We start from the raw sequence: 21,734 nt of genomic DNA, 5'->3' as shown, positions 1-21,734 counted from the left end.
TCAGGCTTCCCTGAACTCGGTTCGCGCCATGCCGTTGTCGAGATTGATCATGGTGCGAAGCCGCATGCGTTCGGGCGTCGGCGTCATGATCAGCACGGCGTCGATCTCGATCTTCAGGCCCAGTTTGTCGCCAAGGTTGACGGTGACCTTTGTCGCGCTCTCCTTGAGGCGTGGCTCGAACGTGGCGAGCACGGCGCGGATCTCGCGCGCCAGGGTGTCGCGATCGAAGTCGCGGGATGAACGGCCCGAGAAGGACGGCACCCCATAGTTGACGACGCTTCGGCGCACCTCCGGAAAATCGGCGAGCGACGGCGGATTGTCGCCAATCTGTTCGCTTTCAAGGTCGGAAAGCAGTGGCACGGCTTCGAAGCGCTCAGTGTTGAAGAGCGCCTCGATGTCGCGCCGCACCGCCTCGCGAAGCACGCTGGCCGATACCACGATCCCACGGCTTTCGAGCTCGCCGCGGTGCCGGTTCTGGAACGCCAGCCGATGCAACCGCCGCTTCTGATCGGCGGTCAGCACGGCGTCGGCATCGATCAGCCGTGAACCGTTCGTCAGCAACTCTTCCAGACGGTCTTCGCCAAGCTCCTCCTGCAGAGCCCGCTTCAACCCGTCTATCTCCGAACTCAGGCCCGGCAGATCGTTGACGAGGCGATCCCAAAGGGAAGGCTGGACCGCCTCGCTCCTTGCCCGTGAACTGCCACCGGCCGGTATCTTTTCCGTGCCGGGACGCTTAGCCCGCGTCTCACTTGCCGACATAGACATCCATTTCGGCTTCATCATTGCCGTCATAGACGAACTTGATCTTCTTGTAGGCGAAGCTGACCTCCTCCTGGATCAAGTCTTCCTCATCCTCGGCCTGCGACATGTCGTATTCCATGATCGAGGCGTCGGTCAGGGTAACGACCAGGTAATCGCTGGTCTCGCCATCGATGGTCCGGCGTGCCGAGAACACCACCTCGTCAAGAGCCTTGTTGTCGAACAGCGCCTTTTTCAGATAGGGCGAGGCCTTGTCATAGTGTTTGGTGAACTTGATCATGCCCATGGACACGCGACCGCGGCGTGACAGCGAATTTGGGTCATAGGGTGCGACCATCTTGTAGTCGACGCCATGGATTTCGATCTCGTCCTCATGGCCGTCGCGAGTGCTTGGACCCGTGATATCCGGAACCTTGAGAAAACCGTCAATTTTCACTGCCATTGTCTTTCTCCACCGCTATCAAAAAAACCAATTGTCATTGCTGCAAATCAAGTCTTCACGGATGGTAGTTCCGACACCAGCCGGAGCGACGCATTGATGCCCTCCAGCTGGTAGTGCGGGCGCAGATAGAAGCGTGCATTGTAATAGCCCGGCCGGCCCTCCACGCTGTCGACCTGAACCTCCGCGGCGGCAAGCGGGCGCTTGGCGCGCGCCTTGTCGTCGGCGAAGGCCGGGTTGGCCAGCACGTACCGGTTGATCCACTCGGTCAACCAGATCTGCATGTCGGACCGCTCCTTGAACGAGCCGACCTTGTCGCGCGCAATCGCCTTGAGGTAGTGCGCGAAGCGCGAGACCGGGAACAGATAGGGCAGGTTGGCGCTCAGCCGTTCGTTGGACTGGGCATCAGGATCGACCAACCGGCCCGCCCGCGTCTCGTCATCCTGCAGCGAGTGTGCGCCGATGAAGGCCGCGAGATCGGTATTCTTCCGGTGCAGGATCGGCATCAGGCCGAGCTTGGCCAGTTCCGCCTCGCGCCGGTCGTCGATGGCGACTTCGGTCGGACACTTCATGGCGATCGACCCGTCGTCGGTCGGGAAGCTGTGCACCGGCAGGTTGAGGACCGTGCCGCCATTCTCGACGCCGCGGATCTGGGTGCCCCAGCCATAGAGCTTGTGGCTGCGGTTTATGTTAACGCCCATCGGGAAGGCGGCATTCATCCAGACGTATTTGTGGTGGTCGCCCTGCACTTCTTCTTCGAAGGAGAAGCCCTTGACCGGGACGGTATCGGCGCCATAGGGCAGCCGTGCCAGAACGCGTGGCATGGTCAGCCCGATGTAGCGCGCATCTTCGCTCTCGCGCAGCGACTGCCACGAGGCATAGGCCGGGTTTGAGACGATCTGCTGCAGGTCTTGCGGGTTCGGCAATTCCTGCCAGCTGTCCATGCGGAAAAGGCGCGGCGAGGCGGCGGCGATAAACGGCGTGTGCGCCGAGGCGCAGATGCCGGAAACGTTGCGCAGCAGGCCGACGTCACGCGGGTGGTTCGAGAATTCGTAGGCGCCGATCACGCAGCCGATCGGTTCGCCGCCGAGCATCGAATACTCGTCGGTGTAGACCTTCTTGAAGATCGGGCTCTGATCCCACATCTGGCCTTCATAGTCTTCGAGCGTATCGGCCAGCTGCTCCTTGGAAATGTTCATGACCCGGATCTTCAGCTTCTGATCCGTCTCGGTGTTGTTGATGAGATACCAGAGGCCGCGCCACGTGCCTTCCATTTCCCGCACTTCCGGCGCGTGCATGATCTCGTTGACCTGGGTCGTCAGCATCTTGTCGATGCCGGCGATCAGCGACTTGATCGACTTGATCGAGTTGGACGAAATCGTCGTCGTCTCGGAGCGCGATTGTGCTGCCAGCGCAAGGTTGCGCACCAATTGCTGCAGCTTCTCGCTGTCGTCTTTCTTGACCTTGAAGTCCTTCTCCAGCAGTTGGCTGAATTCTCCGAGGTCGACGGCTTCGGCCTCGGCGACCCCTGCTACTGCGGTCTTTTGCTGTTCGGCCATGGCTTATTCCTCACCCTTGTCGTCGGCCAGCGCCTGGCTGGCGATCTGGCCGAGCAGCGGCTGGTTGTTCAGCAGTTGGGCGATGCGTTTTTCGGCATCGACCCGCCCGTCCATGAAGCCGAGCAACTCCTCCAGCTGGCGCCGCATCTTGAGGATCTCGGCCAGCTGCGGAACCTGCTCGGCGATCTTGTCGGGTGCGAAATCGCCCATCTTGGTGAAGGTGAGATCGAGCGCCAGTTCTTCGTCGCGCTCAGCACCTTCTGCCTGCGGCAGCGTGTTTTTCACGCGCGCCTTCACTCGGGGTCCGAGCGCCTCCATGAACTTGGGGAACCGGTTGGCGTCGGTCTCGACGAAGGAGCGGTCCAGAACCGTCTTCGACGCTTCCTTGGTCTGCGATGCGCCGGACAGGTCGGCCATCACGCCCATGACAAACGGCAGTTCGATCGTCGTCGGGCTGCCGTAGGTTTCGACATCGTAGGCGATCTGCACACGCGGTGCGCGATTTCGCTCGATGACCTTTGCTTTGCTTTCGGCTGGCATGTGTTGCTACCTTTCATCCTTCTGGGCGGTCTTCTTGGCGTCGGGAACGCCGGCAAGCAGCCGGAACTCCTTCAGCCCCGACGGGGCGAGATCTTCCATCAGTTCAACGAAATCCATATGCACCATCCGCCGCACCCGGCGGGCGAGATGCGGGATCGGGCTCGACGGCTCGGTGCGGTCATAGAACGCCACCACAAGGTCGAGGCATTTCACAACGTCGTCGCGCGAGGAGATCCTGTCGGGGAGCCCCGCACTCGGTTCCGCGTAGCTTGCCATTGTCTCGGCTCCATGACCGTTTCGGACCGGAGGTCCCGGATCTGCCGGGGTGGGCACCGGCTTCGCTTCGCCATTCGTCGCTGCCTCGGCTGCGGAATACCGTTCGAGGGTCGTCAGCAAACGCTGCAGAAACCGCATCAATTCCGGAACAGTGGCGCCGCTGCCTTCAAGACGAACGTTCAGCGCTGTATCGACGGCGTCGAGCGCCGTGACGGCGGCTTGGGCATCGCCGATGAGCGCCGTCATTTCTGCGTTGGCCTGATCCGCCTGTGCCGCACAAGCGGTGCGCACCCGGTTCAAAAGCTGCCCGTGCGCACTGACCAGCGCTGCCTTCTCGGCGTTGTTCAATCCCGACGCGGCTTCCTGCAGCATGACCCGGTCGTCCAGCGCGCCCTGTTCCAGATCGCGTCCGCTGATCGGGCCGATCGGGCGCGGTGCAAAGAAAATCATTTGCCGCAGGTTCGCCAACAAACCGTCCTGGCCATTCTGCAGGTCGAGCAACGCGTTGATGCGGCGCAAGGCGGCTTCGCGCGGCGCAGCGTTGGGCCGCAGCGCCGGGTGCATGGTCTCCCAGTGCGCATCGAAGGTCTGAGCAATAAGGGTCAGGCCCTGGGCGAGCCCCGCGAGCCCCTGCTCATTGGCCAGCGCACGGGTGACAATGACAAGCAGGCGCAGGTCCCGGCCATGCGAACGCAACTCCTCCGCCTTGTCGAGGACGGCGGGCCAGTCGACCGGAGTGACAGTTTGCGAGGCAGGCTTGTTGCGCCCGTCGTGGACGACCTTGAGCTGCGGCTCGGTCAGGCGCTCCAGCTCGTGGAAGGCCGGATCGTTGCGCAAATCCTCCCCTGACGGGTTTTCACCGTCCAGCGGATTCAGCCAGAGTGCGAGATCAATCACACCTACCCCCAGCGACCGGCCCTTGGCCGCGCATGACCAACTTTTATCACACAGATTCAACTTATCACAAAATCAGATGCTGCTCAAAATTAACGGAAGGTTTGCAAAGTGGGTTTGCTCGCCGAAATCCGTGCAGCGATTGCCAGATCCTGTATGTGAAATGCATCGCATAGAAGTGCGCAATTCCGTGGTTCTTTCCGGCCAGCGGCGCGGGGTGGTCCATGAAGCGGAAGAGTATCGGCTGCATCGGGCATCGAGACCGCCCTATCCAACGCACGCTTTGTCAAGTCGCTGCTTATGTGGCAGGTTGTTAACAGGCAGCCCTGATTACAGGAGCAAGTTCTATGGAGCAGCGCCGGTCATCGCAGAGTTTCAAACGCAAGGAACTGGTCGGTAAGCTCAATCCTGTCTGTGTGCGCGCCTTCAAGGCGGCAGCCGACGCCGCCAAGCTGCGCGGCAATCCTTACGTCGAACTCGTCCACTTCATCGAACAACTGGTGCTTTCCGATCGCTCGGATGTGCAGCTGATGCTTGCTGATGCCGGGGTGGACGCGGGTCGGCTCACCGCCGATATGACCCGCGCCGTCGATAAGCTGCCCTATGGCGCCACGTCGATCGAGGAGTTTTCCGACCATATCTTTCACGCCATCCAGGAAGCCTGGAACCTGGCAACGCTGGAATTCGGCGTCGAGGAAGTCCGCAGCGCGCATGTTTTGCTTGCCTGCCTGAAGACGCCGGTTCTGGAAGGCCTGGTGTCGAAAATCAGCGGCGAGTTCGACAAGATCGATGCGGACGCGGTTGTCAGCCGGTTCGAGGAGGTGGTGGAAGGCTCACTCGAAGGCGGGGCCTCCACCAGCGCGGTTCCCGCCGCCGAGACGCCGCGGCGGGCTCCGGGCGGGGATTCGGCGCTGGCCAAATATGCCACCGACCTGACCCAGCGTGCCCGCGACGGCAAGATCGACCCGGTCGTCGGCCGCGACCCGGAGATCAGGCAGATCATCGATATCCTGATGCGGCGCCGGCAGAACAACCCGATCCTGACCGGCGAGGCCGGGGTGGGCAAGACCGCTGTTGTCGAGGGCTTTGCCTTGCGCATCGCCGAGGGGGATGTGCCGCCGACGCTGCAAGGCATCAGCGTGCGCATGCTCGACGTCGGCCTGATGCAGGCGGGCGCCAGCGTCAAGGGCGAGTTCGAAAAGCGCCTGAAGGCGGTCATCGACGAGGTTCAATCCTCTGAAACGCCGGTCATCCTGTTCATCGATGAAGCTCATACCTTGATCGGGGCGGGGGGTGCTGCGGGAACAGGCGATGCCGCCAATCTTTTGAAACCGGCGCTGGCGCGGGGCGAACTGCGCACAATCGCAGCGACCACCTGGGCCGAATACAAGCAGTACATCGAGAAGGACCCGGCACTTACCCGCCGCTTCCAGGTGGTCAAGATCGACGAGCCGTCGGAAGTGGTGGCTGTTCTCATGCTGCGCGGTGTCGCCGGCGTTCTGGAGCAGCACCACAAGGTCCAGATACTGGATGAGGCGATCGAGGCGGCGGTCAGCCTGTCGCATCGCTACATCCCGGCGCGGCAATTGCCGGACAAGGCGGTGAGCCTTCTCGACACCGCGTGCGCCAGGGTCGCGATATCGCAGCACGCCACGCCCGCCGAAGTCGAAGACATTCTGCGCCGCCGGCAGGCGCTGGAGGTCGAGCAAGGCATCATTGGCCGCGAGGCTGCGATCGGCATCGAGGTGGACGACCGAAAGACAAGGGTCGACACCGGGCTCGCTGAAACCGAAGTCACGCTCGCCGCCGCGCAGGAGCGCTGGGACCGGGAAAAGACGCTGGTTGCCGAAATCCTCGAATTGCGCGCCAGGCTGCGCGGCGAGGGTGTGCCGCTCGATACGGTGGAGACACAAGAGGCGGATACCGAAACAGCAGCAGTGGACGCAGAAAAGACCAAGGTGCCCAAGGCTGAGCCGCCCCAGACTGAAACAGCCGAGATTGAAACAGCCAAAACCAAGGCGACGAAAGCCAAGGACGAGGCCAAGGCGCCGGCGGATGCCGATCCTGCGCCCTCGGATCCGGCCGCCGATCTTGCGCGGCTGCGCGAACTGATGGCCGAACTGGCCGAGGCGCAAGGCGAGACGCCGCTGATCCTGCCGTCGGTCGACCGCAACGCCGTGGCTGCCGTGGTCCAGGACTGGACCGGCATCCCGACCGGGCGGATGCTGTCGAGCCAGACCGAGAAGGCGCTGCGGCTTGCCTCGGTACTCTCCGAGCGCGTCGTTGGCCAGGATCATGCCATGGAGATGATCGCCAAGCGCGTACAGACCAGCCGCGCCGGGCTCGGCGCGCCGGAAAAGCCGGTGGGCGTGTTCCTGCTTTGCGGCCCTTCGGGGGTCGGCAAGACCGAGACCGCGCTGGCGCTGGCCGAGACGCTCTATGGCGGCGAGCAGAACCTGATCTCGATCAACATGTCCGAGTTCCAGGAAGCCCACACCGTCTCTACGCTGAAGGGAGCGCCGCCCGGATATGTCGGCTACGGCAAGGGCGGTATTCTCACCGAGGCCGTGCGTCGCAAGCCTTATTCGGTGATCCTGCTCGACGAGGTCGAGAAGGCCCACCCCGACGTGCATGAGATTTTCTTCCAGGTCTTCGACAAGGGGATGATGGACGACAGCGAGGGCCGGCGGATCGATTTCAAGAACACGCTGATCCTGCTGACCTCGAATGTCGGTTCCGAGGTCATCATGGACCGGACGGGAAACGGCACGGTGCGGGCCGGGCTCGACGACCTCGACACGGCACTGCGTGGCCCGCTTCTGAAGGTCTTCCCGGCGGCCTTCCTCGGCCGCGTGGTGACCATACCCTATTATCCGCTCTCGGATTCGATGATCGAGGCCATCACACGTCACCAGTTTGCCAAGATCGCACGGCGACTGCGCGCCAGTCACGACGCCGAGCTAGTGATCGGCGACGGTGTCATGGACCTGGTCAAGGCGCGCTGCACCGAGATCGAGTCCGGCGGCCGGATGATCGACGCCATCCTGACCAACACGCTGCTGCCGGAACTGAGCCGCGGCGTGCTGAACCGCTCACTCGACGGGGAAAAGATGACCAGGGTGACCGTCAGCGCATCCGACCAGGGGTTTGCCTATTCGTTTGAATAGCCAACACTCTCATTCGGGTGTCTCGGCCTCGGCGCGAACCAGCTTGATGTCGGCCCCTGCCGCCCAGGCGCCGATGCCTTCGCGGCGCAAGGCCGTCGCCATCATGTCTGGAAACAGGTCCGGCGTGCAGGCGAAAACCGGAACGCCGAGGGCTGCGACCGAACCGGCCATCGCCGGGTCATAGCCGGGCCGGCCCTGATCGGTGAGCGCCAGCAGCACGACGACGTTGACGCCGGATCGAACCAGCCCCGCCAGCCGCCGCAGCAACTCCTGGCCGTTGCCGCCTTCGTAGAGGTCGGTGATCAGCACGAAATGGGACTTGGTCGGTCGCTCGATGCGCTCGGCACAATAGGCGACCGCCTGGTTGATGTCGGTACCGCCGCCAAGCTGGACGCCAAACAGCACTTCGACGGGATCGCTGAGCTCGTCGGTCAGGTCGACGATGGCAGTGTCGAAGCAGACAAGCTTGGTGCGCACAACCGGCAGCGAGGCCATCACCGCGGCGAAGATCGAGGCATAGATCACCGAGCTTGCCATCGAACCGGACTGGTCGACGCACAGCACGACTTCATCCAGATCGACCAGCCGGCGTTGCTTGCGCATGAAGCCAACCAGCTTTTCCGGCACGATGGTTTTGTGCTCGGGCTGATAGTGGCGCAGGTTTGCCGAGATGGTGCGCGGCCAGTCGATATCGCGTTGGCGCGGACGGTTGGTGCGTCTCGACCGGTCGAGCGCACCGCGTATCGCCTCCGCGGTTTTCTGCTCCAGCCGCTGCATCAGCTTGGCGACGATATCGGCGATGATGGTGCGGGCGATGTCCTTGGTCTTGGCCGGCATCACCGAGCGAAGCGAAATCAGGTCGGCAACCAGATTGACGTCCGCCTCGATCGCTTTGAGGAATTCCGGCTCCATCAGCATCTGCTTCAGGTCCAGCCGTTCGAAGGCGTCCTTCTGGACGATCTGGACGACCTGCGCGGGAAAGAAGGAGCGGATGTCCCCCATCCATTGCGCAACGCGCGGCGCCGACCGGCCGAGACCGCCACGCCGCTTGCGTGGATCGGCGGCAGCATCGCTGGCGCCATTGCCATAGAGCGCGTCGAGCGCTGTCGAAAGCCGTCTGTCGTCGTCGGAAAGGGCTGGCGAGGTCTCGTCGGCGACGCCGATCGCCAGGCGCCAGCGACGCTCCCTTGCATCGTCGGGCGTGAGTGCGCCAGGCTCGTTCATTTCGGCCTCGTTATCCATTGCCATCCCCCATCAGCAATGGACCAAGCCGTTCCAGATGCCGGCGCCATGCCTCGCCACCGCCCGGCGCCGGCGTCAGGCCAGCCGGCAAGCGCGCGGCGCGCCCGAGAACCGCCTCGATCAACCGCCGGCGCTCCATCGAGTCCAGATTGGAAAAGACGCGGCGCAGCAGCGGCAGATGCGCGATGAAAGCGTCTTCATCAAGGGATTTGAGCCACGCATCGACAGCGCTGCGCAGCCCTTCGTCGTAGATGAGCCGTTGACCGGCGGTGCTGAAGAATCCCTCGAAAAACCCTGCCGCCGCCGTGACCGGCGTCCCCGGCGACAGCCGTCGCCCAAGCAGCCCGGCTGCGGCTTCGGCGGAAAGGCGGCCGGCTTCGTAGAGCAGGTGCGCGGCGCATCCGGCCAGCAGCGCCGTCGACCGTGCCCCCTCCAGCACGGCGGCCAGCCCGTTGCGCCATCCATCCAGCACGTCATCACCGGGCTCGACCAGCCTGATGGCTTCATCGGCCTTGCGCATCGCGCCAACCAGTGTCGCGGCGGCTTGCTCGTCCAGGTCGCGTGCGGCATAGGGGAGCGCGATCGCGGCTTCGATGATCAGCCGCTCCATGAGGCCGGACAGCCGCTTCGTCTCGGTTTTGCGGGCCTCGCCATAACGAATGATATCGGCGAGTGGCGGCACCGAGGCGAGGATCTCCAGGCATTCGCTGCTGCGCGCCGCGCGCGCCTCTAGCGCCGCGAGCCCGGCCGTCGACGCTTCCGACAGGTCTGCGGTGATAGCGCTCTGGACCAGTGCTGCGAGCGTATCGAGGGTCGCCGCCGTCTCGATCATCTGGACCAGGCGTCCGTTGGCGGCCTTTTCGATGGTCGGCCCGTAAATCAGGTTCTCGACCAGGCGAACGGCATATTCCGGCTCCCAGGCCAGGGTCCACCGCTCGCGAAAGGTGCCACGGCTGCGAGCGGCGTCCGTCAATTTGCCCCAATGCACGCCAAGCACGTTCAACCGATGCAGCAATGTCGAGCGAAACAGCCCGCTTTCGCTGCGCAGGTCGACGGAAAGTTCCCGCTCCAGCGCCTCGGGCTTCAGCCGCGCCGTCTTCTGGTTGCGCTGCAGATCCTCGATCAATGGCGCCAGCGGCGTGTCGGGCGGAATTTCACCGACATCCGCACCCAGAAGCAACTCGGCCTCGACCAGCGCCCATAGCAGCGCCTCGCCGTTGAACAGGGCTGCGATAGCGGCGTCGCGCAATTCCTCAAAACCGGGTTTCGGCCGTTCGCGAATGGCGGCGAGCGTGCGGGCAAGCCGCTCCGCTTCGATCAGCGAAGCGGTCGACACCAGATGGCCCTTCACCCGCAGCACCGCGGCGATCATCGCCAGCCACAGGGTTGCCGCATCGCGCCGGCCGCGCGTGCGCCACAGATGCTTGCACCAGCCGGGTGCGACGACGCCTGCGCCATAGCCGTAGCCCAGCGCCAGACGCGGCCCTGTCCACGGCGCCCAGGTCATCGTGCTCTTGCGCCGGGCAATGCCCTTGAGCAGAGCGAGATCGTTTTTCTGTGAATGTGCTGCTTGCAGCGCCGGCACATGCCATGCCCCGCAGACGACGGCTATCGGCCCGTCGAATTCCTTGCGCGCGGCGGCGATTTCGCGCCGCATATGGGCTTCGCGTTTGGCTTCGAACGGCGCGATCATGCCTTCGCCATCGCGCAGAGTCGTCATCGCATCGGCGATTGCCGCGAAGATCGGGCCGGGCTGTGGGTTCTGCTCGATAATGTCGGCCCACCAGCTTTCGCCATCCTCATAGCCGGCGGCCTGCGCCAGAGTGCCGATCGGATCACGCCGATGCGAAGCCGTCTCGCCCTCCTCGTCGGCTTCGTCCTTGGGCTCGGTTTCGTCGCCCTCTTCGGTCTTGTCGTCGGCGTTTGCTCGTGCTGCGAACCGCGCCGATGACGGCAGGTCGATGAACCGCAGGGCCGCGTTGTTCTCCACCGCCCACACCGCAGCCTGGTACTCGGGCGAGAACTCGGCGAACGGCCAGAAGCTTGTCGCTGCCGGATCGTCCTCTGGATAGCAGAGCAGCGCCACCGGCGGCTGCATTTCCGGGCGGGCCAGCAAGGGCAGCAGCGCGGAGGCATCGCTCGGCCCTTCGATCAGCACAGCGACCGGTTTCAATTCCTGCAGTGCCTGCACGAGGCTGTCGGCGGAACCCGGCCCGTGATGGCGTATGCCGAAATAGGCGACGTCGCTCAACCCCATGACCTCAGATCGCTGCGTTCAGCGCCGCATAGTAGCCGGCATAGTCCGGCCGCTTCTTGAGCACTGTTTCCAGATATTCTTCCAGCACCACCTTGTCCTGTACCGGGTCCTTGACGATCGCGCCGACAAGGCTGGCGGCAAGACCTTCGGCGCCGAGCTTGCCGCTGTCGAACCAGGCCGCCTGGCTGAGGCCGCCAACCATGGTGGCGATCGCCTCCGCGGTCGACAGCGAGCCCGAAGGCGTCTTCAGCGTCACCTTGCCGTCGGCGGTCGCGCCGGAGCGCAATTCGCGGAAGATGGTCAGCACGCGGGCGATCTCCTCGCCGACATTTTTCGGCACCGGCAGGTCGAGCCCGCCAGCCATCTCGTCGACCCGTTTGGAGACGATCGCCACCTCTTCCGCCATGTCCTCGGGCAATGGCAGCACGACGACGTTGAAGCGGCGCTTGAGGGCCGAGGACAGTTCGTTGACGCCCTTGTCGCGGTTGTTTGCCGTCGCAATGATGTTGAAACCACGCTGGGCATAGAGCGAGGTGTTCAACTCCGGGATAGGCATCATCTTTTCGGAAAGCACGGTGATCAGCGTGTCTTGCACGTCCGAACCCATGCGCGTCAGTTCTTCGAGACGGCAGAGCTTGCCGCTCTCCATGGCGCGGTAGAGCGGCGTCGGCACCAGCGCTTCCTGGCTCGGACCCTTGGCCAGCAGCTGCGCATAATTCCAACCATAGCGGATCTGGTTCTCGTCGGTGCCGGCCGTGCACTGCACGATCAGCGTGGAATTGCCCATGATGGCGGCGGCGAGATGTTCCGACACCCACGATTTGGCGGTTCCGGGAACGCCGAGCAGCAGCAGCGCGCGGTCGGTGGCGAGCGTCGCCACCGCCGTTTCCATCAGCCGGCGGCGGCCGACATATTTCGGCGTTATCACGGTGCCGTCACCGGCCTTCCCGCCCAGCAGATAGGTCAGGACGGCCTTCGGCGAGAGGCTCCAGCCCGCAGGCTTCTGCCGCTCGTCGCCGCGCGCCAGCGCTTGCAGTTCAGACGCGTAGGCCTGCTCTACCGGAAGACGGATGGCTGCGTTCATTGTGCTGTTCTCCGATTGCTCACGTGTTGGGTCCAGGCCTGGCCAAGGCCGCGTTGAGGCGCAGAAAAGCGAGCGAAGCCGCCGCCGGCGGCATGCCGGCCGCGACAATGTCGCCGATCAACCGCTCCGCAGTCGCCGCTGTGGCAAGAAAGCCTATCGTTTCCAGGGCGTGGTCTGCGCTTCGCTTAGCAGGCTCGTCGTTTCCCGCAACCTTGGAGCGTAGTGCCGACAGCGCCTTGCCATTTGTCAGATCGTCCCATTCCAGCCAGCTTGCTTCGGCGCCTTCCACCAGGTTGAGCGCTTCAAGATTTTGCGCGTCATTCAGCATCTGCCTGATCAGGGTACGCTTCCTGCCGCTGTCCAAACGCAACATGAGGTGGAAGACGAAAAGCGCCGGCTTGCCGCCCTCGGCGGTCAGCGTATCCGCCAATAGCGCCACCGTGGCATCGCTGCCGGACACCGCGACCATCCGGACGAGAGACAGATCCGCTTTGTCGTCGACGCCGAATTGCCATGCGCCAATGAAATCGGCCTCTGTTTTGCCGAAGCACGCGGCAAGATCGACCAGGTAACAGCTTGCAAACAGGTCGACGCGACGACTTTCTTGCGCAGACGACTTCAGCTTCGCCGGCGTGTAGGTGGTGCGACGGCGGATGAAGCCGGATTTGCCTTCGCTGATGAAGGCGGCGAGTTCGGCAACGGGATCGTCGGCCCCGCCATCGCCGGCGCGGCCATGCTCGCCCAGCCTTGCCAGCAGCCTCCCCGCCAGCTCCTGCACCTTGCCGGACCGGTCGGTGGCCAGGCTTTTCAGGAGCGGCGCGTCCTCCGGCGTCAGGCCGAAATGCATCAGTTCGATCAGCGCCAACCGGACTTCCGCCGGTTCGCCCGGCGCCTTGGCTTCGATCAGGCTGCGGGCCGCCGCCGGATCGCGGCGCCGCATCTCGGCCAGCGCCATGCGCCGCGCGGCGGGATAGAAGTCATCCCAGTTCTGCACCGTCAATTGCTCCTGCGGAGCAAGTTTCTGCCCCTCCACGCTGGCCTGCCAGTCGATCCAGGGGGCGTAGACGTCGGGGCTGTTCTGATCCGATACAGACGGCATCCAGTCCAGCGGATGCAGCACGTTGCCGCGGCTGGCGACAAGCGTCGCGATGCGTGTCTTGCGCCGCGCATCGGCAGCATTCTTCAGGGCCGCCCGCAACAGCGGCCGCAACCGCTCCGGCAGCAGCGGCAGGCCAAGCCTTGGCAGCGGTGGACGACGCTTGAGTACCTTCGGTGCCGCAGGCCGCAAGCCAATATCCAGGGCCTGCGCGGCAATCGCCAGAAGCCGGCGCTCCTGCTCGTCCGGGCTTGCGCCCCCGGCGATTGCCTTCCACGCGGCCGGAGCCAGTTCGAATGTGGTTCCGCCGGTGATCCAGCAATCGCGCATTGTCGCCAGACCTGTCTGCTCCAACTCGTTCACGACAGGTCAAGCCTCCCGAATCCGCTTTGCGCCGCCAGAAGATCAAGCCGGGCGCCGTTCCACAGCGCTGCCGTGGCCGCGAGGTCAAGGCCAAGCACTGTCTGATGGACGGCGCCGGCGATTGGCAGGGCGATCCCTTGCGGGTCGTCTGCCGCTTGCCACCAGGCCGTGCCCCGGTCGTCCAGCAGGATTGCACCGGGCGGCAAGATGAGAGGGCTGTCGGTAAGCCAAGGCGCGCCATCCTGCTGGGAAGCATGCGCGGCAAGTGGGTCCTTCACGTCGGCAAAATCAGGCCATGCGCCGGACGTGACGTCGCCCATGCGCTCCACCACCAGTGCACGAAGCGGCTGGCGTGCCGGATAAAAGACCAGCCGGGCATTGAAGCGATCGCCTGGGGAAAAGGCGTTGGATCGGCGTCCGGCCGAGGCCGGAAAATAATCGAGAAGCACGGCAAATTGCGGGATGGCGCTCTTCAGATCGAGCAGCCATGTCGAATGGCTGACGAGACCATCCCTTCGGGTCTCGATCTTCTCGCCGACAACTTCCCAGAAGCTTTCGATCTGTTTCGCATCGGGATTGGCCAGAACCTGGTCGCGGGTTTCGGATGTCGATACGAGCCGTTTCAGCTCGGGGTCGTCGGGCGCCGACCGCCAGGCCTTGGCCAGCAGCACCAGCTTGCCGAGTTCGCGGATCGCAGCGTCCGGTCTTTCTTCGCTGCGCAGCGCCATCAGCCTTGACGGGATCTCGTCGATGCGACCGGCAAGTGCTGTTGCCTTCATGTCGACCAGCCGCGCGGCAATGCGGCGGCAACGATCGCTGCTGGCGTCGACAAATCCGGAAAGACCTAGCCGCAACTGGTCGGCAATCCATTGGTCGAGTTCATCGAGCGCCGCCGACACTGCGGATCGCGTATCTTCCACCCGCTTGCGCTGCGCTGCTTCGCGGCGCTCCACCGCCGCAACGTCTTCGACGGCGGCGCTCTCGTCCTGCCGTGCGGCTTCATCAATGCTCTTGCCTACCGCGCCGGGTATCGGGCCCGTCGGCTGTGGTGTCGTCTTCCGGCGCCGGCCGAGCCAGTCATTCACCCATTCCGGTATCGATTCGGCGGGCGCAAAGCTGGCTGGCGCGGTGGCGGCGATCCACATCAGGGCCAGCGTGTGCTTGCACGGGAATTTTCGCGACGGGCAGGTGCATTTGTAGCCGTGATCGCCAGTATCAACCGCTACGCGATAGGGATTGGAGCCGGAGCCCTGGCATTCACCCCATATCAGCGCCTGCTGCTCATTCTTTTCCAGGCGCGGCCAGTTCGATCTCTTGGTCAGCTTGGAGGCGGCGCTCAGCGATGCCTGATCGGGGGCAAGCGCCTCGATGGTTTTCAAATCGAATTCCAAGCCGCGCCCCCTCGTGACTCGAACCAATGCGCCTGTCGTCAGGATAGATAGCCGTTTGTTAAGAACTATTGTAGCTCTGGCGAAATGAAGATCGCGCCAGTCAATATAGCGGCTTGGCCATGTGTCGGGGCGTTGGCCATTGCGTCGTGATCCCCGGCTGCACCGGCCGCTCGAGATAGGTCGACAGAACCACATAGCTTCGCGTCGCGGTGACGCCGGGCGTTTCGTAGAGGCGCTGCAGCAGGCCTTCGAGCGCCCTTGTGTCCTCGGTGCGGACCTTGATCAGCATGCAGGTATCGCCGGCCACCGAATGGATCTCCTCCACCTCCGGGTGCTCGGAAACCGCCATCAGTTCCGGGGTCTTGCCCCAGCCGCTGGTGTCGACGTGCACGAAGGCGAGCAACGGCTTGCGCACCGCCTTGGGATCTATGATCGCCGCCGTATTGCGGATGGCGCCGCTGCGCCGAAGCCGCTTCACGCGTTCATGGGCTGCCGGCGGCGAAAGGCCGACGCGATCACCGAGTTCGGCATAGCTGATCGTGGCGTCGTCGACCAGAACGCCTAATATCTTTCGGTCAATCGCGTCGACGTCGCGGGTGGTAGGCTTGTTCTGCAGAATGCCATCTGTTTCTTCATTCATACCGAAATTCCTTATTGCTGCAGAACTAAATACGGTCAGTATGGCCGTATGTCGAACAGTGATCAAGCAGCAACATTGGCCGCGGCGCCCAGGCCATCTATCCCGGCCCTCGCATACCTGCTGACCGGATGCATCGCCGTGATCGGCTCCAACTCGCTGGTTCTCGGTCCGATAGCACCGGCAGTGGCGGCGGCGTTTGCGACAAGCGTGCCGGTCGTCATGATCGCGTCCGCCGTGTTCGGTCTTGGTACATCGGCAAGCGCCTTGTTCCTAGCGCGCTATATCGATCGAATTGGCGCCCGGCGCATGTTGCAAGGCGCGTTGCTTCTGCTGGCAATCGCGCTTGTCGCCAGCGCCGCCGCACCGACGGTATCGGCGCTGGTTGCGGCCCAGCTTGTTGCCGGCATCGCCGCCGGCGTCGCCATGCCGGCAATCTATGCCAGTTCCGCGGCGATCGCTCCGCCCGGTCGCGAAAGCGGGACGATCGGCGTTGTGCTGACCGGCTGGACCCTGAGCATGGTAGCCGGTGTTTCGCTGTCGGCCGTGCTTGCCGACCTGGTGCATTGGCGCGCCGTGTTCGCGGCGGTCGCGCTCCTTGCAGCGCTTGCGTTGGCCGGTCTCACAGTGACCTCGCTGAGCGACGTCAGGAAAAGCGGCCCGGCGCCGACGCCGCTGGCTGCGTTGCGCGTTCCCGGCATCGTGCCCCTTTTGATCGCCTGCGCCGCCTTCATGACCGCCTTCTACGGTGTCTATGGCTATCTCGGCGACCATCTTCACAGCGGGTTGGGACGGCCGGTGAGTGCCAACGGCTGGGCAGCACTCGCCTATGGCGTCGGCTTCGGCACGGCCGCACTCCTTGACGGCATAATTGATCGCCTGGGCGCGCGCCGCGTCATGCCGTTCGCCTATCTGCTCGTCGCGATCGTCTATGTCGCGCTTGCCGCGGCAAGCGGCAGCTTCGGCCTGACCATTGCGATGGTGGCCGTGTGGGGCCTTGCCAATCATTTCGGCCTCAACGTGTTGGTGACGCGCCTCACCGCACTCGATCCTTCGCGGCGCGGCACCATCATGGGCTTGAACAGTGCGGTGACGTACTTCGCGGTCTTTGTCGGCACCACCGGCTTCGGACCGCTTTATTCCGGGTTTGGATATGCCACGTGCGCGATGGTCGCAGCGCTTCTGATGCTGATTGCCGCTTCGGCGGCGGCATGGCCTGCCGCAGCCCGCCGGCAGGACGGCCACGCTTCGATCGAGCAGCGGAGCTAAGCGGCAGCGTCCAGCCGGTCGCGCAGCATGCTCCATGGCAGCAGCATGTTTGGCGCATGCCTGAGCAAGCCATGCAGCGGGATCGGCGACGGTGGCGCAAACGGAAGTGGCAGATCGCGGGCGTCGGCTCCACCAGCCCAGTCCGCAAGCACCTTGCCCATGGCCGTGGTCATGGCGATGCCGCGACCGTTACAGGCAAAGCCGGCGATCAGGCCCGGCCCGAGATCGACGAGGCGCGGCAGGAAATCGGGCTCGACGGCAGCCATCCCCGACCAGCTGTGTTCAAGCGGCGGCAGTTCCGGAAGATCGAGATGTCTTGCCAGCCGTCGCCAGATCGTTTGCGGCACGCGCGTATCGGCGCCGCTGCCCAGAACATGCATACCACCGCTGATCAGCCGGTTTTCGGCATCGAAGCGGAAGGTAAAGAGATTGCGCCTGGTGTCGCCGACGCCTTGCCCGCCTGGCAGCAGGCGCGTGCGCACTTCGCGTGGCAGCGGCGCAGTCGCGACCTGGAAGATTTTCAGCGGGAAGTAGGTGCGCTGCAGCACCTGAAACAGCGGTCCACCATAGGCGTTGGTGGCGATCAGGACCTTTCCGGCACGCACCGACCCGGCCGCCGTCTTCAGGGCCCAGCCGTCCGACATCCGATCGATAGAGGTAACGCGCGCGTGCTCGAAGATGCGCGCGCCGGCCTTCTCCGCCGCATCGGCCAGCCCACGGGCGTAGTCGACTGGATTGAGCACGCCGCCCGAACGATCCATCCAGCCGCCGGCATAGCCTCGAACGCCGGTCATGTCCTCGATTGCCTTTCTGTCCAGCGTGACAACAGGCCTGCCGCGCCCTGCCCACTGGCTGGCGCGCGATTTGACCTTTTCGAAAGCAGCCAGTGAATGCGCCGGCTGGATCCATCCGCTCTGCATGGCGTCGCAGTCGATGCCATGCCGCCGGATCAGGCGGAAGACGAGGTCGGCGCTGCCGGCGGCGAAATCGATCAGCCTTTTGCCGCGCTCGGGTCCGAGATGGACAAGGATGTCGATCGGGTCCTTCTTGGCGAAGTTCGGTACGATGAAGCCGGCATTGCGCCCGGTTGCGCCCCAGGTGATGATTTCAGCCTCGAGAACGGCAACCGAGCGCCCCCGCTCTGCAGCGTGAAGTGCTGTTGACAGGCCGGCAAAGCCGCCGCCGACGATCGCCAGATCGACATCGAGTGCACCTTCCAGCGCTGGCCGTTGGCGGCGATAGCGGCTGATGGCGTGCCAGAGGGAAAGGCTGGGCGAGCCGGCCATGTCTTTCGTCACTTGCTCTCGCTCGCCACTGCTTTCACAACCTTGCCGAACCGCGCACGCGGCCTGTCGCCGAGCAGGCCATTCGGCCTGACCAGAAGGATGACGCATAGCATCACGCCGATGGCGACGATCTGCAGCGCGGCGGCGCGCGCCTGCTGCTCCGGCGAGAACAGTACGCTGGTCAAGGTTCCCGACCCGGCCCATATCGCCCATACCAGGATGCTGCCGACAACGGCGCCTATGTTGCTGCCCGAGCCGCCGACGATCAGCATCACCCACACCTGGAAAGTCAGGATCGGCAGATAATTGTCCGGCGCGATGAAGCCGGTGAAATGCGCCTGCAGCGCCCCGGCCAGCGCCATGATGGCGCCGCCGACGGCAAAAGCCTGGACGCGGTAGAAACGCGCGCTCTTGCCCAGCGATATCGCCGCCCGCTCATCCTCGCGCAGCGCCTTCAGCACGCGCCCCCATGGGCTACGCGACAGATGCTCCAGCGCCAGATAGACGATCAGCGTCACCCCCGAGACGACGGCGAGATTCGACAGGTTGAACAGCAACGGCGTTTCGGCAAGGCCGCCGAAGGGACGCGGAATGAAGCCGATGCCGAACGGGCCGCCGGTCAGCTTCTGGGCGTTGAGCGCGACGAGCTGCACGACGACGGCGACGCCGAAGGTGGTGATCGCCAGATAGTCCGATCTCAGGCGCAGCGTGGCGATGCCGGTGATGGCGGCGGCGATTCCGCCAACCAGCATGGCGCCGAGCCAGCCGACAAGGATCGGCAGGCCGAAGCCGCCAAGACGCGCCGCGTCATCGGGTGTGGTCAACAGTGCCGAGGTGTAGGCGCCGATGGCGACGAAGCCGGCGAGACCGACATTGAACAGCCCGGTCAGCCCCCATTGCAGATTGAGTCCGAGCGTGACCAGCGAAAAGATCAGTGCGGTGGTCAGGAAGAAGGCGCCATAGCCGAGCAGATCCATCAGCGTTCCCTCACTCCGAAAAGGCCGATGGGCCGCACGAACAGCACCGCCATCAGGATGATGAAGGAGACTGCGGCGCGCCATTCGGCACCGATCAATTGCACCGCACCGGCTTCGGCGAGGCCGATGATCAAGCCGCCGAGAACGGCGCCCGGCACGCTGCCGATGCCGCCGAGGATGGCGGCCGCGAACATCGGCAGCAGCATGTCGAAGCCCATGAACGGGCGGATCTGGATGAGAATGCCGATCATGACGCCGGCGACGCAGGCCAGCGCCCCGCCGATGATCCAGGTGACGCGCACCACTTTTGCGACGTCGATACCGACGATGCGGGCCAATGCCGCGTTCTGGCTCAATGCCTGCATCGAGCGGCCGGTCTGGGTGCGCGTCATCAACAGGTGCACACCGAGCACCAGCGCGGCGGTCAGCAGCAGCAAGGCGATCTGGTCGGGGGTGATGCGAATGCCAAAGCCGACCGGCATGGCGATCTGGATCGCCCGGCTGAAATAGGTCGGGCGCGAGGTGAAGATGAATTCGAGCAGGCTTCGCAGCGCCATCGAGGCGCCGAAGCTCGCCATCACCACGATGATCGCCTGGCCTTGTGCGCGCAGCCGCGCGAACAGCACAAAGTCGAGCAGCAGCGCCAGCAGGCCGGTGAGCGCCATGCCGATGATCAGCGCGGCGATCAGCGGCCAGCCGAAGGACAGCGGTGCGATGGGTGCTATCTTGCCGAACATGGCGCCGAGGGCGCTGACCACGGCCAGTGTCGCGTAGGTGCCCCAGGCCATGAAGTCGCCATGAGCGAAGTTCGAGAAGCGCAGGATCGAATAGGTCAGCGTCACGCCGATGGCGCCAAGGCCGATCATCGAGCCCGTCAAAAGTCCGTCGACGACAAATTGCAGGCTCATGCCGCACTTCCTTTGCCCGGCTGTTGGCGGCGTTGGCCAAGATAGAGTTCGGCGACGACCGGATCGTTCCACAGTTCGGCGGCGACGCCCTCATGCCGGTCCTTGCCTTCGACCAGCACATAGGCGCGATCGCCGATGGCAAGCGCTGCCTTGGCGTTCTGTTCGACCAGCAGGATGGTGACGCCGGATTTGCGGATGCCGGCCAGCATCTCGAACACCATCGACACGAATTTCGGCGACAGGCCCGCCGACGGTTCGTCAAGCACCAGCACCTTGGGATGGACGATCAATGCCCGGGCGACCGCCAGCATCTGCCGCTGTCCGCCCGAGAGGTTTCCGGCCACGGTCCGGCGCTGGCGGGCGAGATCGGGGAAGGCCGCATACATTTCCTCGATGCGGGCAGGGGTCTCGCGCGGCTTCAGGATGCCGCAGGCGACCTTCAGATTGTCCTCCACCGACATCAGCGGGAAAATGTTTTCGGTCTGCGGCACGAAGGCAAGGCCGAGGCGAACCATGGTGTGGGCGGGCGCGGCGGTGATATCCTTGCCGTCCAGCAGCACCGTGCCGCCGGTGATCGGGACAAGGCCGGAGATGGCCTTGATCAGGCTCGACTTGCCAGCGCCATTGGGGCCGAGAACGACGACGATCTCGCCCTTGCTCACGGTGATCGAGGCGCCGCGCACGATCGGCACGCCGGGCTCGTAGCCGGCTTCGAGGTCGCGAACGTTGAGGACGGTCTGGGTCATGCCGCGCCTCCGAGATAGGCCTCGATGACGCGTGGATCGCGCGCCACCTCGTCGGCGGTGCCCTCGCACAAAAGCTGGCCGCTCGCCATGACCAGGACGCGATGGCAGAGCCGCGTCACCATGTCGATATTGTGCTCGATCAGCAGGAAGGTGATGCCGCGGGCGTTGATGTCGCGAATGCGGTCGATGATGACTTCGAGCAGCGTTGCATTGACGCCGGCCGCCGGCTCGTCGAGCAGGATGATCGTCGGGTCGGCCATCATGACGCGAGCGAGTTCGAGCAGCTTGCGCTGGCCGCCGGAGAGCACACGCGCCGGTTCGTGGGCCAGGCGGGCAAGTGAAACCAGCTCGAGCAACTCGAGCGCCTTCGTCTCGGCAACCCTTTCCTCGGCGGCGACCCGTCGCGGTATCAGGAAGTTGGCGAGCAGCCTTTCGCCAGCTTGGCCCTGTGCGGCCAGCATGACGTTTTCGATCAGCGTCAGGTTGGGCAGAGGCCGCGGAATCTGGAAGGTGCGGCCAAGGCCGCGGCCGATGCGGCGGTGCGCCGCTTCCCCCGACACCAGCGTGCCGTTGAGCAGGATCTCGCCGCTGGTGGGCAGGATGCTTCCGGCCAGCAGGTCGAACATTGTCGTCTTGCCGGCGCCGTTCGGGCCGATGAGGCCGAGGATCTCTCCGTGCCGGACGTCGAATGAGACATCATTGACCGCGACGAGGCCGCCGAAACGCCTGACGACGTTCTTTGCCGACAGAACCGGTGCGCGGATTTCGTCCTGCCTTTCTGTTGTCTCGCTCATGCACCCTCTGGCCGAGCGGTCGTTGCCGCTTTCTGATTTTTTGATTTGTG

The 21,734-nt window shown here is 64.3% G+C and carries 18 protein-coding genes; 2 read left to right on the top strand and 16 right to left on the bottom strand.

Annotated features, from left to right (window positions below; translation table 11 throughout):
* From tssE to tssA, 5 genes are read right to left on the bottom strand one after another with little or no spacing between them, the layout of a single operon-like run.
* Positions 1 to 759: a type VI secretion system baseplate subunit TssE gene (gene tssE, locus LHFGNBLO_RS31755; protein ID WP_258609996.1), complete on the bottom strand. Its 759-nt coding sequence runs from the start codon at positions 757 to 759 to the stop codon at positions 1 to 3.
* The gene (locus LHFGNBLO_RS31750) at positions 746 to 1,201 is read right to left on the bottom strand and encodes an Hcp family type VI secretion system effector (RefSeq protein ID WP_258603934.1); all 456 of its coding nucleotides are present in this window, start codon (positions 1,199 to 1,201) and stop codon (positions 746 to 748) included. Before LHFGNBLO_RS31750 ends, tssE begins: the two co-directional genes overlap by 14 nt.
* Before the next feature lie 47 nt (positions 1,202 to 1,248).
* A complete protein-coding gene (gene tssC / locus LHFGNBLO_RS31745) occupies positions 1,249 to 2,757 on the bottom strand; it encodes a type VI secretion system contractile sheath large subunit (RefSeq protein ID WP_258603932.1) in 1,509 nt (502 codons plus the stop codon).
* A 3-nt stretch (positions 2,758 to 2,760) separates the two neighbouring features.
* The gene (tssB, locus tag LHFGNBLO_RS31740; RefSeq protein WP_258603930.1) at positions 2,761 to 3,297 is read right to left on the bottom strand and encodes a type VI secretion system contractile sheath small subunit; all 537 of its coding nucleotides are present in this window, start codon (positions 3,295 to 3,297) and stop codon (positions 2,761 to 2,763) included.
* A gap of 6 nt (positions 3,298 to 3,303) precedes the next feature.
* Complete coding sequence (tssA, locus tag LHFGNBLO_RS31735) at positions 3,304 to 4,470, bottom strand: type VI secretion system protein TssA (protein ID WP_258609994.1); 1,167 nt, start codon at positions 4,468 to 4,470, stop codon at positions 3,304 to 3,306.
* Positions 4,471 to 4,814: 344 nt separating this feature from the next.
* Between tssA and tssH the strand changes: the two genes are divergently transcribed.
* A complete protein-coding gene (gene tssH / locus LHFGNBLO_RS31730) occupies positions 4,815 to 7,634 on the top strand; it encodes a type VI secretion system ATPase TssH (RefSeq protein WP_258603929.1) in 2,820 nt (939 codons plus the stop codon).
* Between the two features lie 9 nt (positions 7,635 to 7,643).
* Here the strand turns inward: tssH and LHFGNBLO_RS31725 are convergent, their stop codons facing one another.
* From LHFGNBLO_RS31725 to LHFGNBLO_RS31700, 6 genes are all read right to left on the bottom strand, one after another.
* Positions 7,644 to 8,876, bottom strand: a complete 1,233-nt coding sequence (locus tag LHFGNBLO_RS31725) for a VWA domain-containing protein (RefSeq protein ID WP_413774659.1) — start codon at positions 8,874 to 8,876, stop codon at positions 7,644 to 7,646.
* Positions 8,869 to 11,133: a DUF5682 family protein gene (locus LHFGNBLO_RS31720; RefSeq protein WP_258603925.1), complete on the bottom strand. Its 2,265-nt coding sequence runs from the start codon at positions 11,131 to 11,133 to the stop codon at positions 8,869 to 8,871. Before LHFGNBLO_RS31720 ends, LHFGNBLO_RS31725 begins: the two co-directional genes overlap by 8 nt.
* Positions 11,134 to 11,137: 4 nt before the next feature.
* On the bottom strand, positions 11,138 to 12,217 hold the full coding sequence (locus LHFGNBLO_RS31715) for an ATP-binding protein (protein WP_258603923.1): 1,080 nt from the start codon (positions 12,215 to 12,217) through the stop codon (positions 11,138 to 11,140).
* A 19-nt stretch (positions 12,218 to 12,236) separates the two neighbouring features.
* Positions 12,237 to 13,676 (bottom strand): DUF5691 domain-containing protein, encoded by a 1,440-nt coding sequence (locus LHFGNBLO_RS31710; RefSeq protein ID WP_258603922.1) that lies wholly within the window; start codon positions 13,674 to 13,676, stop codon positions 12,237 to 12,239.
* Positions 13,673 to 15,067: an SWIM zinc finger family protein gene (locus LHFGNBLO_RS31705; protein ID WP_258603921.1), complete on the bottom strand. Its 1,395-nt coding sequence runs from the start codon at positions 15,065 to 15,067 to the stop codon at positions 13,673 to 13,675. The genes LHFGNBLO_RS31710 and LHFGNBLO_RS31705 overlap by 4 nt, the downstream gene beginning before the upstream one ends.
* 100 nt (positions 15,068 to 15,167) lie before the next feature.
* Complete coding sequence (locus LHFGNBLO_RS31700) at positions 15,168 to 15,707, bottom strand: Lrp/AsnC family transcriptional regulator (protein WP_258603919.1); 540 nt, start codon at positions 15,705 to 15,707, stop codon at positions 15,168 to 15,170.
* Positions 15,708 to 15,755: 48 nt separating this feature from the next.
* Here LHFGNBLO_RS31700 and LHFGNBLO_RS31695 point away from each other — a divergent pair, with 48 nt between their 5' ends.
* The gene (locus LHFGNBLO_RS31695; RefSeq protein ID WP_258603918.1) at positions 15,756 to 16,973 is read left to right on the top strand and encodes an MFS transporter; all 1,218 of its coding nucleotides are present in this window, start codon (positions 15,756 to 15,758) and stop codon (positions 16,971 to 16,973) included.
* Here the strand turns inward: LHFGNBLO_RS31695 and LHFGNBLO_RS31690 are convergent.
* Genes LHFGNBLO_RS31690 through LHFGNBLO_RS31670 form a run of 5 tightly spaced genes read right to left on the bottom strand, consistent with a single transcriptional unit; the run spans position 16,970 to position 21,684 of the window.
* Positions 16,970 to 18,259, bottom strand: coding sequence for an NAD(P)/FAD-dependent oxidoreductase (locus tag LHFGNBLO_RS31690; protein WP_319944236.1), 1,290 nt, complete (start codon positions 18,257 to 18,259; stop codon positions 16,970 to 16,972). The genes LHFGNBLO_RS31695 and LHFGNBLO_RS31690 overlap by 4 nt on opposite strands.
* Positions 18,260 to 18,267: 8 nt before the next feature.
* The gene (locus LHFGNBLO_RS31685) at positions 18,268 to 19,239 is read right to left on the bottom strand and encodes a branched-chain amino acid ABC transporter permease (protein WP_258609992.1); all 972 of its coding nucleotides are present in this window, start codon (positions 19,237 to 19,239) and stop codon (positions 18,268 to 18,270) included.
* Positions 19,236 to 20,144 (bottom strand): branched-chain amino acid ABC transporter permease, encoded by a 909-nt coding sequence (locus LHFGNBLO_RS31680; protein ID WP_258603915.1) that lies wholly within the window; start codon positions 20,142 to 20,144, stop codon positions 19,236 to 19,238. The genes LHFGNBLO_RS31685 and LHFGNBLO_RS31680 overlap by 4 nt, the downstream gene beginning before the upstream one ends.
* On the bottom strand, positions 20,141 to 20,890 hold the full coding sequence (locus LHFGNBLO_RS31675) for an ABC transporter ATP-binding protein (RefSeq protein WP_258603914.1): 750 nt from the start codon (positions 20,888 to 20,890) through the stop codon (positions 20,141 to 20,143). The genes LHFGNBLO_RS31680 and LHFGNBLO_RS31675 overlap by 4 nt, the downstream gene beginning before the upstream one ends.
* Positions 20,887 to 21,684, bottom strand: a complete 798-nt coding sequence (locus LHFGNBLO_RS31670) for an ABC transporter ATP-binding protein (RefSeq protein ID WP_258603912.1) — start codon at positions 21,682 to 21,684, stop codon at positions 20,887 to 20,889. Before LHFGNBLO_RS31670 ends, LHFGNBLO_RS31675 begins: the two co-directional genes overlap by 4 nt.
* Positions 21,685 to 21,734 lie beyond the last annotated feature (50 nt).

Source organism: Mesorhizobium sp. AR10, assembly GCF_024746795.1.
GTDB lineage: Bacteria > Pseudomonadota > Alphaproteobacteria > Rhizobiales > Rhizobiaceae > Mesorhizobium.
This window is presented reverse-complemented; position numbering and strand designations above follow the sequence as displayed.